This window comes from Parvimonas sp. oral taxon 393 str. F0440 (assembly GCA_000223315.2).
Taxonomy (GTDB): domain Bacteria; phylum Bacillota; class Clostridia; order Tissierellales; family Peptoniphilaceae; genus Parvimonas.
The window spans coordinates 106,396-121,942 of sequence record AFUS01000005.1 but is presented as its reverse complement, the minus strand read 5'-3'; the positions used below and the strand labels follow the sequence as shown (position 1 = coordinate 121,942).

The following is a 15,547-nucleotide window of genomic DNA, read 5'->3' as shown; positions in this document are numbered from 1 at the left end:
GATGAAAAAAATATTATTTACATCTGAATCTGTAACTGAAGGTCATCCAGATAAAATTTGTGATCAGGTATCTGATGCTATTTTAGATGAGATTTTAAAGGTTGATCCAGTTGCAAGAGTTGCATGTGAAACTTTAACTACTACAGGAATTGTTATGGTTGTTGGAGAAATAACAACTTCTAAGTATGTTGATATACAAAGTATTGTAAGAAATGTTTTAAAGGAAATAGGATATACTAGAGCAAAATTTGGTTTTGATGCATCAACTTGTTCAGTTTTAACAAGTATAAATGAACAGTCAAGAGATATTGCATTAGGAGTTGACAGTGCTTTAGAATATAAAAAAGGAAATGAAGATAAATATAATTCAGTTGGAGCAGGAGATCAAGGTATGATGTTCGGTTATGCTTGTACAGAAACAGATGAATTTATGCCTTTACCAATTACTTTGGCTCATAAATTGACAAAAAGATTAGCTTATGTTAGAAAAAATGATATATTAGCTTATTTAAGACCTGATGGAAAGAGCCAAGTAACAGTTGAATATATTGATGGTACTCCTACAAGAATAGAAGCTATAGTAGTTTCTACACAACATGGGCCTTCTGTTAAAACTGAACAAATTGAAAAAGATATTAAAGAATTGGTTATTGATGAAGTAATACCAGAACATTTAATTGATGAGAATACTAAAATATATGTGAACCCTACAGGAAGATTTGAAATCGGTGGACCTATGGGCGATTCCGGTTTAACTGGAAGAAAATTAATTGTTGATACTTATGGTGGATTTGGAAGACATGGTGGGGGAGCATTCTCTGGGAAGGATCCAACAAAGGTTGACAGATCAGGAGCATATATGGCAAGATATATTGCTAAAAATATTGTTGCAAGTGGAATATGTGAAAAATTAGAAATAGGAATTTCTTATGCTATTGGGGTGGCTAAGCCTCTTTCTATTTATGTTGATACTTTTGGAACAGGAAAAATTTCTGATGATAAAATAATTGAAATAATAAATAAAGTATTTGATTTAAGACCTGCTGCAATTATTGATATTTTAGATTTAAGAAGACCAATATATCGTCAAATTGCCGCTTATGGACATTTTGGAAGAAATGATTTAGATTTACCTTGGGAAAAATTAGATAAGGTGGACGAAATCAAAGAGTTAATATAGATTAATGTAAATTTTTAGGAGATGTTATTATGGGAAAATGTTATGATTTTAATGAATATGTAGACAGAAAAAATTCACATGCTGAAAAATGGAATAATATGATTTCTGCAGGTGCACCAAAAAATGATCATTCAATTTTGTCTATGTCTATTGCAGATATGGAATTTAAGTGTTGTGATGAAATATTAGAAGCACTAAAAGAGCCAATATCAAATGGAGTAATAGGATATGACTGTCCTTGTGAAAAGTTCTTTACATCATTTATAAAGTGGCAAAAAGAAAAAATAACTGGGATATAAAGAAAGAATGGATAGTTCCTGTTCCCGGTGTAGTACCCGGAATTGCTAATACAATTTTGCACAATACAAAAGAGGGAGATTCTGTTATTATAAATACTCCTGTATATCCTCCTTTCTTTAATGCTATAACTTTAAATAACAGAGTTGTTGTTGAAAATCCATTAATTGAATTAGAAGACAAATATGTAATAGATTTTGATGATTTTGAAAAGAAAATTATAGAAAATAATGTAAAATTAAGTGTATTGTGTAGTCCACATAATCCGGTTGGTAGAGTTTGGACTAAGGAAGAATTAGAAGAATATGGAAGAATTTGTAGAAAACACAATGTATTGATGATTGCAGATGAAATTCATGGTGATTTAATTCTTAAGGATTATAAACATACACCAATTGCATCAATCAACGATGATTTTTTATATAATACTGTTACTTTAACTGCTCCTAGTAAAACTTTTAATATTGCCGGTTTAGCTCAATCTGTTGCCATAATTCCAAATGAAGATTTGAGAAATAGATTTATAAACGGATTAGTAGGATATGGTATTTTCCACATGGCAAGTTTTGCAGCTGTTGGATTTGTAGCAGCTTATACTTATGGTAAAGAATGGTTTGAAGAATGTATGAGTTATATTGAAGAGAATATTGATTTTGCAATTGATTTTATAAATAGAGAAATTCCAAAAGTTAAAGTAAAAAGACCACAAGCCAGTTTCTTATTATGGTTAGATCTTAGAGCATTTGATATTGATCATGATGAGTTACATCAAAAACTTATTAATGAAGGAAAATTATTACTAAATTCAGGAATAACATATGGAGAAAATGCAAAATTATTCTTCAGAATGAATATCGCTTGTAATAGAGAAATGCTTACTGATGGATTAAACAGATTAAAGAAAGTTGTAGATAGTTTATAAATTTTAAGACTGCGAGAGCAGTCTTTTTTTATAAATATTTTACATTGTAAATATTTTCAATCTATGGTAAAATATTTCTGTGATTGGAGGTGTTTTTTTGAAACTTGAAATTTTTCAATTTTTAGAAAAATCAATTGCGCATATGGACAATAATATGGAGTTTATTTCCAGTTCATCTGATGCATTAAAAAATTTTTTAATGATATTTTTTTGAATTGTGATTTTTTTATAAATACAAATGCTAGAATAAAAAGTGAAGATAGTATAAGAGAAAAATTATTAAGAAATAATTATTATTATAGATATCCTAATCATAAATTAGCAATAGAAAATCTTCCAGACTTAATTGGTATAAGAGTTGAATGTAGATTTATTGATGATGAAAAGAAAATTTTTGATGAAATTTCAAAAAATTTTACCGTTGAGTTAGATAATGGATTTTATAGAAGTGAACTAAATTCAAATATAGAATTAAAACTAAGTGAAAAACAACCTACATTTCAAAAAAATGGTTTTGAGATATACAAAGTTGATGGAAGATATGTTGTTGAAGGTGGATATTTTGTAAATTTTGAATTACAAATAAAATCTTTAGTAAATATATTTTGGGGAGAAATAGATCATAGTGTATTGTATAAAAACTATAATTATATGATAACTGAAGATTTTATTCGTTCTATAATGTTTTCAATTAAAGCTAATTTAACAATGATAGATAATCAACTACAAAGTGTGTATAATCATTTAAAGAATGTGGAAGATAAAAGTAATTATGATTCATCAAAAATTCAGTTAAAAACAATTGTTTCTAAGATGTTGCATGATTTGTATTCTGTTAAAATTAAAGAAAGTACAGGTTTTGTAGTTGATTTTAAAGATTGTGCTAATATTATTGTAGATTATATTTTTTCTAAAAACAAATTTCATAATTCTATGCGCTATGAAGATTATTTTGTTAAATTATTAAATAGACTTAGCGGGGCAAATAACAGAACTATTACTATTGGAGAAACGTTCGAAATTTGTGATACAATTGAATTTAAAAATGATTTATGTAAGAAATTTGGAACAGGTCTTTTAGAATTGGTAAATAAGGATTTTAAATGGAATTTGATTTTTTCAGTTATTCAAGATATAGAAGAAAATGATTTTTGTGAAGAATTTGTACTATTTTCAGAATTTATCGTATATGCTGTTGTTAAAAGGGTAAAACGTGCAGTTGATGAATTAGATATTTCAAATGATGATAAGTCAAAATTAAAATGGGATATTTCTTATGTTGTGATGGAATTTATTTGTAATTCATATTCTCCAAATTTAATTACTTTCAAGAGTATGAAAGAAATAGAGAATAAGATTAGAAATTTCCTAAAAGATGTTGAGAGACCAGAGGAAATATTGGCTTTGAATTATGAAGATTTATATAATTCTTTAGAAAATAATTTTGTTAAAAAAGAAGTGGATGAATTTGAATAATGATAGGAATAGATATTTGTAGTATTACCAGATTTTCAAAAATGAAAAATTTGGAAAAATTTATAAAAAGATATTTTACAAGTGAAGAAATTGATTATATTTCATCTACTGGGAAAAGGGATGAGACAATAGCTGGTATTTTTTGCTTAAAAGAAGCATTTGTTAAGGCAATAGGTACAGGATTTGGAAATATTTCACCTATTGATGTGGAAGTTATACATAATTTTTCCGGTAAACCTGATTTAATAATTCATAATGAAATATTTAAAATAATAGAACAAATTTCTTGCTCTGTTTCCCATGATTCTGAATATGCAATTGCAGTAGTGGATGTTAAATTTTTAAGTATAGAATTAGATACTAAAAACATTTTAGCTTATAAAAATCTTATGTCAAATAGAAAAGTTGATGGACATAAGGGTGATTTTGGTAAAGTTGGAATAATTGGTGGTAGTGTAGGAATGTGTGGAAGTGTTGATTTGTGTGCTAAAGCTTCACTTCGAACCGGTAGTGGACTTGTATATAATATTTGTCCTAATTCTATTTCTAATATTCTACAAATAAAAGCTGTTGAAAATATAGTTTTATCTATTCATGATGACAATAGAGGCTGTTTTATTCTTAAATATGTAGACGAAATAATTGAAAAAATAAAAAATTTAGATGCCATAGCTATTGGATGTGGATTAGGAAGAAATGAAGAAAATAGAAAAATTTTAGAAATGATTATAAAAAATTTTCAAAATCCTATAGTTATTGATGCAGATGCTATTTTTTTCTTAAAAGACATTAAATCAGATATTTTAAATAGAGATAATATTATTATAACTCCTCATGAAGTTGAATTTTCCAGGATGTCATTATATGATTTAGAAGATATTAAGAAAAATAGATTAGGGATTGTAAATAAGTTTTTTGAAAAAAATTATAAATTTACTATTGTTTTAAAGGGAAAAAATACCATAGTTAAGTCGAATAAAGAATTATGCATAAATAACACTGGAAACTGTGGAATGGCTACTGCAGGAAGTGGAGACTGTTTAACAGGTATTATATTATCTTTACTTGGACAAGGATTAAGTGTTTTTAATTCTGCAAAACTTGGTGTTTTTATACATGGATTAGCAGGGGATTTTGCTAAAGAAGAAATTGGTGAAGATTCTATAATAGCTTCAGATATAATTAAATTTTTACCAAAAGCAATTAAATATATTAGGAAGTGATATTATGTATGAAAATCAGTCATTGATTTTTGTTGATTTAGATAATTTAAAAAACAATTTTTTGAAAATAAAAGAAAAATGCAATGGTGCAAAAGTTGGAATAGTTTTAAAGGCAAATGCATATGGACTTGGAGCTTGTACTGTCGCTGAATTTTTACAAAAACAAGGTGCAGATTATTTTTGTGTAGCAAACTTTTCAGAAGCTATGGAACTAAGAAAAAAGAAAATTAAATTACCTATTTTAATTTTAGGTTATGTTCCAAATGCTTTATTTGAGAAACTAATAAAGAATAATGTAGAATTAACTGTATACAATATCGGAATGATACGAGAATTAAATGAAATTTCAGAAAAGTGTAGAAAAAAATGTAAAATTCATATTAAAATAGATACTGGTATGAATAGACTTGGATTTCTAATTGATGATAAGTTAAAAGATTATTTAAAAGAGATTTATTCTATGAAACATATTGTTGTTAAAGGAATGTACTCTCATTTATGTGTTTCAGATATTGATGATTTTTCATTTACCAAATTACAGGTAGAAAAATTTGAGAAAGTTAAAAGATTATTAGAAGAAGAAAATCTTAAAATACCTATGTTACATATAGCAAATGATGGTGGCTCTTTGCTTCATGATTATTATTATGATATGGTTAGAGTTGGAATTGGAATATATGGACATTATCCATCAAAATATGTAAAAGAAAATTCTAAAACAAAAATGGATACAGTTGTAAGTTTTGTAAGTACTATTAGTAATGTAAAATATATCCACAAAGGAGATACAGTTGGATATGGAAGAACTTTCTGTGCAGATAAGACTATTAAAGTTGCAACAATTTCTGTAGGTTATGCAGATGGATATCCTTATGAACTAAGTAATAAGGGTTACGTAATGATAAATAATAAAAAGGCTAAAATTTTAGGAAAAGTATGTATGGATCAAACAATGATAGATGTTTCTGAAATTGAAGATGTAAAAATTGGAGATACAGTTTTACTTTATGGTGAATATAAAAATATGAAACTTGATATCTTTGAAATTGCAGAAATGGCAAACACAAATGTCTATGATATAATCTGTAGAATAAATATGAGAATTCCAAGAGTTTATCTTGAGGGAAATAAAGTCGTAAGAGTAGTAGACTATCTATCAACTGAAAAAAATTACTATGAATTATAAAACTCAGTGCATTTTAGCACTGAGTTTTTAAATATATTTTAACTATTAGATTATTATTGAAAAAAATAAAAATATACTACATAAAGTCTAGCGGAGTTTTTTCACAAGATATGGATAATACAATTCCCATTGCTATTAAATTTACTAATTGGAAAGTTCCACCATAACTTAAAAATGGTAGAGGAATACCGGTTATAGGCATAAGTCCAATAGTCATTCCAATATTTTCAAAAATATGTGCTAAAAACATTGCACATATCCCTATAATTAACATTTGATTAAATTTATTAGCTGTTTTTTTGGAAAGTCTTACAAATCTGTATAACATAATTGTGTATAAACCAATTAAAATTGTTCCTCCAACAAATCCCATTTCTTCAACAAAGACAGGAAATATATAATCTGTTTGTTTTTCTGGAATAAAGTTAAATTGATTTTGGGGACCTTTAAAAAGTCCTCTTCCAATAAATTTTCCAGAACCTGCGGCTATTTTTCCTTGTACTGCTTGATATCCGGTATTTGTTATGTCTCTTTCAGGATTTAAAAAGTTTAAGATTCTATTCTTTTGATAAGGAGACAAGCTAAAATAAAAACAGGTAAACTTGCAATAGCAGTAATTAATGTATATACTACAAGTCTTAAGCTAATTCCAGCCACAAAAAGCATAGATCCTATTACTAGTATAAATACAAAAGCAGTTCCAAAATCCGGTTGCATAAGGACTAATCCAACTGGAATAAAAGCGAAAATCAAAACTTTAATTAAAGTTTTAGGTTCATTCAATTTTGCACTGTTATTTTCAATAACAGTTGCTAAACAGATAATCATACCAAGTTTTACAAATTCAGATGGTTGAAAAGAAATAGGACCTAATTTTATCCAACTTCTTGCACCAACAGAATCTCCTGTACCAATAATAAGTACCAAAATTAAAAGTGCTATTGAAATTATATAAATAGGTAAATATAGTCTTTTTAAAAATTGTATATTTACCGCAATTAATATAAACATTAAGATAAAACCAAGTATAGTTGCAATAGATTGCGATAGCATAAAGTTTCTCTTTAAACTTAATGTTGCACTATATAAATTTAGCAATCCAATTAGAATTATTAAAACTAAAGAAATAAGAATAAATAAGTCTATTTTATATAAATTTTTATTTTTAAAAAACATTTTAATCACCTCATAATGTATATATTATATTAGAAATTTTTTAAATATGCAAATAAAATAAAAAAATGTTAACAATTATTTTTGATTGGGTATATAAAAAATATTAATAATTAGGAGAAAATTATGGACTTTGAATATATTAAGGTTATTAAAAGTGATTTGGATGATATTGATGAGGCTGTTTCTTTTGTTTTGGAGAAATTATCAAGTGTTATCAGAGATGAAGAACTGATGTTCAATATCCGAATTGTTATAAATGAAATAGTTATAAATAGTTATGAACATGGTAATAAATGTAATAAAGAAAAAGGTATAAATTTAAAAGTCTGTGTTAATATGGATTGTATACATATAAATGTTAAAGATGAGGGAGACGGAATAAATTATATTTTCAATGAAAATAGAGATATTAATATGACAACTTCAGGACGTGGACTTAGAATTGTTAAACATTTAGTTGATGAATTAGAAATAAATAATAATGAAATTAGTGCAAAAATAAAATGTGAGGGAAATGATTTTTAGAAATCAATTTTATAAATTGGTTTCTTTTTTGTTGAATTTTTTATAAAAAGTGATATAATATAAGCATACACGTTAGTGTAAATAAAAAATGGAGGGTTTAATTATGAGAATGTTACCACAAACAGTTATGAAATTGTTACCAAAAACTAATAGTATTATTGTTATTTTAGCAGTGGTTTTGGTGTTCGGATTCTTTTATTTCGTTCCCGTAGGTCTTTGGGTTACAGCTTTATTCAGTGGAGTTAAGGTTAAGATTTCGAATCTTATAGGAATGAAACTAAGAAGAGTTAGAGCGTCAAAAATTATTTATCCATTGATTAAAGCAACAAAGGCTAATGTTAGAATTAACATTTCAGAATTAGAAGCACATTATTTGGCAGGAGGTAATGTAAATAATGTAGTTGATGCTTTGATTGCAGCTCAAAAGGCAAATATTGAATTGACTTTTGAAATGGCAACAGCAATTGACCTTGCCGGACGTGATGTGTTGGAAGCTGTTCAAGTCAGTGTAAATCCTAAAGTTATCAATACTCCAAAAATAGCAGCAGTTGCTATGAATGGTATTGAAGTGATAGTTATTGCAAAAGTAACAGTTAGAGCCGATATTTCAAGACTTATCGGTGGTGCCGGTGAAGAAACTATCATTGCCAGAGTTGGAGAAGGTATAGTTACTACTGTAGGTAGTGCAGAAAGACATAGTTTAGTGCTTGAAAATCCTGATGCTATTTCAGAAACGGTTTTGGCAAAAGGACTGGATTTAGGAACAGCATTTGAAATTTTATCTATCGATATCGCTGATGTTGATATTGGTAGAAATATAGGAGCACAATTACAAGCAGATCAAGCTGAAGCTGATAAGAAAATAGCACAAGCAAAAGCAGAAGAAAGACGTGCTATGGCAGTTGCGGTTGAACAAGAAAACAAAGCTAAGATTGAAGAAATGAAAGCAAAAGTTGTCGAATCAGAAAGTAAAATTCCACTTGCTATTGCAAAAGCATTTGAAGAAGGAAATATTTCTGTATATGAATATGAAAAGTTAAAGAATTTAAAATCTGATACTAAGATGAGAGAATCACTTTCAGAATAGAGGTGAATTTCTATGAAAAATGAAAAAAGCTTTTTGTCTTTTATTGACGATTTAAAATCTGAGATTAATAATATAAAAGCTCAAATTGATGAAGTAGGAAACGATAAACATCAGAATGATACTGTAAAAACTTCAAATAAGTCTAAGACTAAAAAAATAAGAATAATAATAGTTCAAAAAGCAAGACTTATAAGACTAATAATTTTGAAGATTATGAAAGTCCTGAGGGAACAACTATTATGACTTCTAGTATTGAAGGAAATTCTATTGAAAATTTTTCTTATGAAGGTAAGACAGCTATGACAACTTCTATCGAAGGTAAAAGTATTATGAATACTTCTTTTGAAGGAATTGGTCAAATGTACAATTCTCGAAAAACTGAGAGAGTATCACTGAGAAAAGATATTTTAACTTTAGACGATTTGATTGAAAGAAAACAAAAAAGTTTGTTCTAAAGGGTAAGGAAAGTTTATCGAAAGCTGTACTTTATTCAGAGATTATCGGAAAACCTAAATCATTAAAATAACAACTCACCTTTCAATGACACTTTGTGTTAGGTTAGATATCTGGAGTTTGTTATTTAACAATAATTTAAAAGGAGACCTTTTATGGTCTCCTTTTTTAATCAATCTTTTCTAGTGTAATATAGTCAACTCCTGAAATTATAAATTTCATTCCGACTTCCAATCTTATTTCGTGTGATTCTTTTAATTTTATAACTTTCACTTCATTGTTTTTTGAAATTGTTTTTATAATAGTATCTTTCGTTGTATTTGACAGTTTATAATTACCATGTTTAATATCAGTATCTACATCGAAAATTCCACTTGGAAAATTTTTAAATTTATTGTACTGTATGTTATCTTTGAATATAATTCCTATTATATCACCATTAAATTCTACACTTGAATTATCTAATATTTTGATTCTAATATATCTTGGTTTTTCATTTTCTTTTAAAACTTCATCAGAAATTGTTCTATTATTTACTATATACCTAAAATTACCTTTTCCAGTAAGTTTTATTAAATAGTTGTCGTAAGGAAAATCTTTTTTATTTAATTCTGTTTTTGAATTTTGATTAAGTAGTTTTTCTTCAACTTTAACATCAATAGAAGATTCATTTTTAAAATTTATATATTTTTTACCATAAAAATTTTCAATTTCTTGAAGTTTTTCCAATATTTTTGTTTCAAATGCTATATCATTAGATGATTCATTTTTAAATTTATTATATTTTTCTAATATTTTATTAAATAATTTTTTGTCTTCATCTGAAAAATCACCATAGGGTTTTTCCAATACGGTTAATTCTTCTGTATTTAGAGAAAATTGTGATGTTGAATTTTTTATTTCATTATTTACTTTATCAACATTTTTAGTCCCTGTCTTACTGCAAGATGTTAGTAAAAAAGCAGAAAATAAAATCAAAATGTATCTTCTTTTTATATAAAACATATTTAAACTCCTTATTTAGTAAGTATTTATATAAATATTATACTACATTTTTATAATATTTCAAAATGAACTATTAATTTTTTAATTTCTCATAGTTACATTAATTAGACAATTATGGTATAATTACTTTAGCTTTACGCCAAATGGTAAAGATAAAGTAATTTCACCATAATAACAATAGTTAAGGTATAAAAAAGAAATTAAGGTATAATTACTTTAGCTTTACGCCAAGTGGTAAAGATAAAGTAATTTCACCATAATAACATTAATCTTAGCAATAAAAAAGAAATTATGGTATAATATCTATAGTTTTACGACCGATTGTAAAGCTATAAATGTCTCATTATAATAATTTTGATTTAATAATCAAAATGGAATTATAATATAATTAGTTGTATAACAATTTTTTAAGAAAATATAAAATAAAGGAGAAAATATGTATAATCTAGGAGAATTTCAAAAATTGATTATAAAACGCTTTAAAAATAATGGTGCTTATATCGGTATAAAAGATGTGAAAAATGAAAAACTTGATATATTATTGCCAAAAAAAGAAGTTTTAGAAACAGATAAAATAGGCGATGAACTTGAAGTTTTCATTTACAAAGATAATCAAGCTAGATTTGTTGCTACAAGGAAAATTCCAAAAATTTCTATGGGAAGGCTTGAAACATTAGAAGTAATGGATATTTCAAAAATTGGTGCTTTTTTAGATTGGGGACTTGAAAAAGAATTATTTTTACCTTTCAAAGAACAATCTATGAAACTTGAAAAGGGAAGAAAATATTTAGTTGCTTTATATATAGACAAGTCTGAGAGACTTTGTGCAACAATGAAAATAAGAGATTATTTAACTTCTGATTCACCTTACAAAGAAGGTGACTGGGTTGAAGGAATTATCTATTCAATTCATAAAGATTATGGTGCTTTTGTTGCTGTAGATAAAAAATATGATGCAATGATTGAGAATAAAGATATTGTTGGAGTTTTAGAAATTGGAGAGCCGATTAATTTTAGAATTTCAAAGGTAAAAAAAGATGGACGTTTAAATTTAGTTTTGAAAAACTTATCTCATATTGAAATAAATGATAATGCTGATATTCTTTTTGATATTATTAAAGTTAGAGGTGGATTTTTAGACTTGAATGATAAAAGTGATCCTGACAGAATTAAGGATATTTGTGGTATGAGCAAGTCATCTTTTAAAAAGGCTGTGGGAAGACTTTTAAAGACTAAAAAAATTAAATTTGAAGGAAATGGAATCAAATTAATTTAAGGAGGAATTTTTTATGGAAAGCAAAGTAATGGCGGTTGTAAATGGAGTGGAAATTTTAGAAAGTGATGTTGACAGATTTATAGAATTAATGGGAAACAGAGCATTACCTTATAAAAATCCTGAAGGGAAAAAACAATTATGTGAAGAATTAGTAAAACAAGAACTTATAATTCAAGATTGTTATAATAGAAAGTTAGATGAAAGTGAAGCTTTTGTTAAAGAGATTAATGAAATTAAACGTTCTATTTTAGCAAAACATTTCTTAAATGAATTATTTGATAATATTCATGCCAGTGATGAAGAAATAAAAGAATATTATGAAGAAAATAAAAATTTATTTATGAGTAAATATACTTTTAATGCCAAACATATTTTAGTAGAGAGTGAAGACAAAGCGAAAGAATTAAAAGCACTTTGTGAAAATGGAGAAAAATTTGAAAACTTAGCAAAAGAACATTCTATGTGTCCTTCTAAAGAGGTAGGTGGAGATTTAGGAGAATTTACTCAAGGTCAAATGGTTTTAGAATTTGAAAATGCATGTATAGATGCTGAAGTAGGGAAAGTTACTAACCCGGTTAAAACACAATTTGGATATCATTTAATAAAATTAGAATCAAAAAGAAATCCTAAACAATTAGCTTTAGAATCAGTTAAGGATGAAATTGAGAAAAATATAATAAAAGCTAAAGAACAAGTAGCCTATGTAAAAAAATGGATGCATTGATGAAAGATAGTAAAATAGAAAGAAAATACTAATATGTATTTTATAGGTGGAATATTAAGTTTTTTGTTTTTTATTTGTTTCATCAATCGATATTAAACTTTTAAATAAAAAGGATGTTATAAAGGTATCAATTTCTTATTTAAAAAGATATTATAATATATTAAATTTTATAATTATATTTCTTGTAAATTTATACTTTATATACTTGTTTTTAAATAATGACATATTATATATGATAAATTTACTTTGTTTTTTATGTATATATATTTGTGCATTTACTGATATGATTTGTAAAAATATTTTTTTAAATATAATTATGATATTTGCTTTACCTATTTTATTATTAAATATCTATGGAAATTATTCTGTTATTTCTTTTTGGGGATTGATTTCTGGAATGATTTTATTTGGGAGTATATATGGTATTTCTAAATTAATTTATGGAACGGAAGTTTTTGGAACGGGAGATATTTATGTGCTATCTTTTATTGGTTTTTCATCAGATTGGTACACAGTTATTTATATAGGGTTATTTACTTTTATAGTTGCAGGAATTTTTTATTTAGTAAAAATTTTAATAGTTAGAAATTTAAAAAAATTGAAACATTATGAAATACCATTGGTTCCATTTATATTAATAAGTTATTTAATTATAATTTATTTTTAAAATCAACTCAAAATTCAATATTTTAAGTTGATTTTTGTATGCAAATATGATATTATTATTAGCAGGTTAATTAAGATATACGGAGGTGTGTTATGCAAGTTTTAATGGAAATAATTTTATTTATTACTAGTATTGTAATAATAGTTGCTGTTCTTATGCAAGAATCTAAGTCAGATGGTGTTGCATCTTTGACTGCAGAAACTAATATTTCAGGAAAAGGTGGAAAAAAATCTAGAGACGCTGTTTTAAGTCAAATTACTATTATAGCATCAGTTGTGTTTTTTATAGTAGCTATTGCTATGGCTGCGATTAAATAAAAAATTTTAGGAGGAAAAAATGGATACTAATTTAATTTTTTATAGTGCAATTGCCGTAGGTGCTATTGCACTTGTATTTGCTTATATTAAATATTTAAGCATTACAAAAATTGAACCTGGTAATGAAAGAATGAAACAAATTTCAGGTTATATTGAAGAAGGTGCAATGGCTTTCTTAGTTCGTGAATATAAATATTTAGTTATATTCGTTATTGTTGTAGCAATTATTTTGGGGGTTGCCATTAATCTACTTACTGCAGTTTGCTTCTTAGCTGGTTCAATTTGTTCAATTTTAGCAGGTTTTTTTGGAATGAAAGCTGCTACAAAAGCAAATGTTAGAACTGCAAATGCCGCCAAAGAATATGGAATGGGAAAAGCACTTCAAACTGCCTTTTCAGGTGGAGCTGTAATGGGTCTTTCTGTAGTTGGATTAGGTATTTTAGGAATGACAGTTTGCTACTTTTTAGTTGGAGATGTTAATATTGTTACAGGATTCAGTTTTGGAGCATCATCTATTGCCTTATTCGGAAGAGTTGGTGGTGGTATCTATACAAAAGCTGCTGACGTTGGGGCTGACCTTGTAGGTAAGGTTGAAGCAGGAATTCCTGAAGATGATCCTAGAAACCCTGCAGTTATTGCTGATAATGTTGGTGATAACGTAGGAGACGTAGCTGGTATGGGTGCTGACCTTTTTGAATCATATGTAGGGTCTATTTTATCCGGTATCACACTTGGTTCAATTGCTTTTGGTAAAGAAGGTATTATATTTGCTTTAGCACTTGCTGCAGCTGGTATTTTAGCATCATTAGTTGGATTGTTCTGTGTAAGAGGAGATAAAGATCCACAAAAATCATTAAATATGGGAACTATTGTAAGTTCAATTTTAACTATTATAGTAACTTACTTTTTAAGTAATAAAATTTTAGGAAATAATTCTGCATTTGTTTCATCAGTTGCAGGTATTTTAGTTGGTTTGATTATTTCACAATTTACTGAATATTATACTTCAGGAGATAAAAAACCAGTTCAACATATAGCAGAAGAATCAGAAACTGGTTCATCAACAAATATCATTTCCGGTTTAGCTGTTGGAATGAAATCAACAGCTGGTCCAATTATAGTAATAGCTATAGGTATTTTAGTATCTTATATGGCTTCAAATGGATTTTCAAATGCTGGTCAAGGATTATATGGTATTTCTGTAGCAGCTATTGGTATGCTTTCTACATGTGGTATGACAATCGCAGTAGATGCTTATGGCCCAATTGCTGATAATGCAGGTGGTATTGCAGAAATGTGTGAATTACCTCATGAAGTTAGAAATATTACTGACAAACTGGATTCAGTTGGAAATACAACAGCAGCTATTGGTAAAGGATTTGCTATTGGTTCTGCAGCTTTAACTGCATTAGCATTATTTGCTTCATATACTCAAGCTGTAAAATTAACTTCAATAGATGTTACAAAACCTCAAGTAGTAGCAGGTATGTTTATCGGTGGTATGTTACCGTTCTTATTCTCAGCATTAACTATGGAAGCTGTAGGAAATGCTGCTAATGAAATGATTCAAGAAGTTAGAAGACAATTTAAAACAATTCCTGGAATTATGGAAGGAACTGGAACACCTGACTATAGAAAATGTGTTGATATTTCTACTATGGCAGCTTTAAAACAAATGGTTATTCCTGGATTATTAGCTGTAGTTGTTCCTGTGCTAGTTGGTCTTTTAATCGGAGCAGAAGCTCTTGGTGGATTATTGGCAGGTTCATTAGTAACAGGTGTTTTAATGGCTATATTTATGTCAAATGCTGGTGGTGCTTGGGATAATGCTAAAAAGTATATAGAAGAAGGACATCATGGCGGAAAAGGTTCAGAACCACATAAAGCAGCAGTTGTTGGAGATACTGTAGGTGATCCTTTCAAGGATACTTCAGGACCATCATTAAACATTTTAATTAAGTTAATGACAGTTGTAGCATTAGTATTTGCTCAAGTTATTCTAAATTATGGTGGAATGTTATTAAAATAAATTT

Annotated in this window: 18 protein-coding genes; 15 read left to right on the top strand and 3 right to left on the bottom strand. The window is 27.3% G+C overall.

Annotated features, from left to right (window positions below; translation table 11 throughout):
* Position 1: 1 nt before the first annotated feature.
* From metK to alr, 6 genes are all read left to right on the top strand, one after another.
* Complete coding sequence (metK, locus tag HMPREF9127_RS05010) at positions 2-1,180, top strand: methionine adenosyltransferase (RefSeq protein ID WP_039849510.1); 1,179 nt, start codon at positions 2-4, stop codon at positions 1,178-1,180.
* A 29-nt stretch (positions 1,181-1,209) separates the two neighbouring features.
* The gene (locus tag HMPREF9127_RS05005) at positions 1,210-1,479 is read left to right on the top strand and encodes a hemolysin accessory protein (protein WP_009448958.1); all 270 of its coding nucleotides are present in this window, start codon (positions 1,210-1,212) and stop codon (positions 1,477-1,479) included.
* A complete protein-coding gene (locus HMPREF9127_RS05000; RefSeq protein ID WP_009448756.1) occupies positions 1,449-2,399 on the top strand; it encodes a MalY/PatB family protein in 951 nt (316 codons plus the stop codon). Before HMPREF9127_RS05005 ends, HMPREF9127_RS05000 begins: the two co-directional genes overlap by 31 nt.
* 210 nt (positions 2,400-2,609) lie before the next feature.
* The gene (locus HMPREF9127_RS04995) at positions 2,610-3,875 is read left to right on the top strand and encodes a GTP pyrophosphokinase (protein ID WP_009448684.1); all 1,266 of its coding nucleotides are present in this window, start codon (positions 2,610-2,612) and stop codon (positions 3,873-3,875) included.
* Positions 3,875-5,098: an NAD(P)H-hydrate dehydratase gene (locus HMPREF9127_RS04990; RefSeq protein ID WP_009449132.1), complete on the top strand. Its 1,224-nt coding sequence runs from the start codon at positions 3,875-3,877 to the stop codon at positions 5,096-5,098. Before HMPREF9127_RS04995 ends, HMPREF9127_RS04990 begins: the two co-directional genes overlap by 1 nt.
* Positions 5,099-5,102: 4 nt before the next feature.
* Entirely contained in the window at positions 5,103-6,284 is a 1,182-nt protein-coding gene (gene alr, locus HMPREF9127_RS04985) for an alanine racemase (RefSeq protein ID WP_009449039.1), read from the top strand.
* 76 nt (positions 6,285-6,360) lie between these two features.
* Here alr and HMPREF9127_RS09210 read toward each other — a convergent pair whose 3' ends face one another.
* Both HMPREF9127_RS09210 and HMPREF9127_RS09205 read right to left on the bottom strand, forming a co-directional pair.
* Positions 6,361-6,864, bottom strand: coding sequence for an FtsW/RodA/SpoVE family cell cycle protein (locus HMPREF9127_RS09210; protein WP_009448899.1), 504 nt, complete (start codon positions 6,862-6,864; stop codon positions 6,361-6,363).
* Positions 6,834-7,460 (bottom strand): FtsW/RodA/SpoVE family cell cycle protein, encoded by a 627-nt coding sequence (locus HMPREF9127_RS09205; RefSeq protein ID WP_009448976.1) that lies wholly within the window; start codon positions 7,458-7,460, stop codon positions 6,834-6,836. Before HMPREF9127_RS09205 ends, HMPREF9127_RS09210 begins: the two co-directional genes overlap by 31 nt.
* A gap of 123 nt (positions 7,461-7,583) precedes the next feature.
* Between HMPREF9127_RS09205 and HMPREF9127_RS04975 the strand changes: the two genes are divergently transcribed.
* The 4 genes from HMPREF9127_RS04975 (at position 7,584) to HMPREF9127_RS09195 (ending at position 9,527) form a co-directional block, all read left to right on the top strand.
* Complete coding sequence (locus tag HMPREF9127_RS04975; RefSeq protein ID WP_009448570.1) at positions 7,584-7,985, top strand: ATP-binding protein; 402 nt, start codon at positions 7,584-7,586, stop codon at positions 7,983-7,985.
* Between the two features lie 103 nt (positions 7,986-8,088).
* Positions 8,089-9,072: a flotillin-like protein FloA gene (gene floA, locus HMPREF9127_RS04970; protein WP_009448555.1), complete on the top strand. Its 984-nt coding sequence runs from the start codon at positions 8,089-8,091 to the stop codon at positions 9,070-9,072.
* A 12-nt stretch (positions 9,073-9,084) separates the two neighbouring features.
* Positions 9,085-9,315 carry a hypothetical protein gene (locus HMPREF9127_RS09200; protein WP_009448797.1) on the top strand — a complete coding sequence of 77 codons (231 nt, stop codon included), beginning with the start codon at positions 9,085-9,087 and terminating at the stop codon, positions 9,313-9,315.
* Complete coding sequence (locus HMPREF9127_RS09195) at positions 9,312-9,527, top strand: hypothetical protein (RefSeq protein ID WP_009448653.1); 216 nt, start codon at positions 9,312-9,314, stop codon at positions 9,525-9,527. The genes HMPREF9127_RS09200 and HMPREF9127_RS09195 overlap by 4 nt, the downstream gene beginning before the upstream one ends.
* A 166-nt stretch (positions 9,528-9,693) precedes the next feature.
* Here HMPREF9127_RS09195 and HMPREF9127_RS04955 read toward each other — a convergent pair whose 3' ends face one another.
* The gene (locus HMPREF9127_RS04955; protein ID WP_009448940.1) at positions 9,694-10,530 is read right to left on the bottom strand and encodes a hypothetical protein; all 837 of its coding nucleotides are present in this window, start codon (positions 10,528-10,530) and stop codon (positions 9,694-9,696) included.
* A 436-nt stretch (positions 10,531-10,966) separates the two neighbouring features.
* Between HMPREF9127_RS04955 and HMPREF9127_RS04950 the strand changes: the two genes are divergently transcribed.
* The 5 genes from HMPREF9127_RS04950 (at position 10,967) to HMPREF9127_RS04930 (ending at position 15,543) form a co-directional block, all read left to right on the top strand.
* Positions 10,967-11,806 carry a CvfB family protein gene (locus HMPREF9127_RS04950; protein WP_009448810.1) on the top strand — a complete coding sequence of 280 codons (840 nt, stop codon included), beginning with the start codon at positions 10,967-10,969 and terminating at the stop codon, positions 11,804-11,806.
* A 13-nt stretch (positions 11,807-11,819) separates the two neighbouring features.
* Positions 11,820-12,530, top strand: coding sequence for a peptidylprolyl isomerase (locus HMPREF9127_RS04945; protein WP_009448621.1), 711 nt, complete (start codon positions 11,820-11,822; stop codon positions 12,528-12,530).
* A gap of 283 nt (positions 12,531-12,813) precedes the next feature.
* On the top strand, positions 12,814-13,197 hold the full coding sequence (locus tag HMPREF9127_RS04940; protein ID WP_009449084.1) for a hypothetical protein: 384 nt from the start codon (positions 12,814-12,816) through the stop codon (positions 13,195-13,197).
* A 92-nt stretch (positions 13,198-13,289) separates the two neighbouring features.
* The gene (gene secG / locus HMPREF9127_RS04935) at positions 13,290-13,514 is read left to right on the top strand and encodes a preprotein translocase subunit SecG (RefSeq protein ID WP_009448672.1); all 225 of its coding nucleotides are present in this window, start codon (positions 13,290-13,292) and stop codon (positions 13,512-13,514) included.
* Positions 13,515-13,533: 19 nt separating this feature from the next.
* Positions 13,534-15,543: a sodium-translocating pyrophosphatase gene (locus HMPREF9127_RS04930; RefSeq protein WP_009448975.1), complete on the top strand. Its 2,010-nt coding sequence runs from the start codon at positions 13,534-13,536 to the stop codon at positions 15,541-15,543.
* The last annotated feature ends 4 nt before the right edge of the window (positions 15,544-15,547 follow it).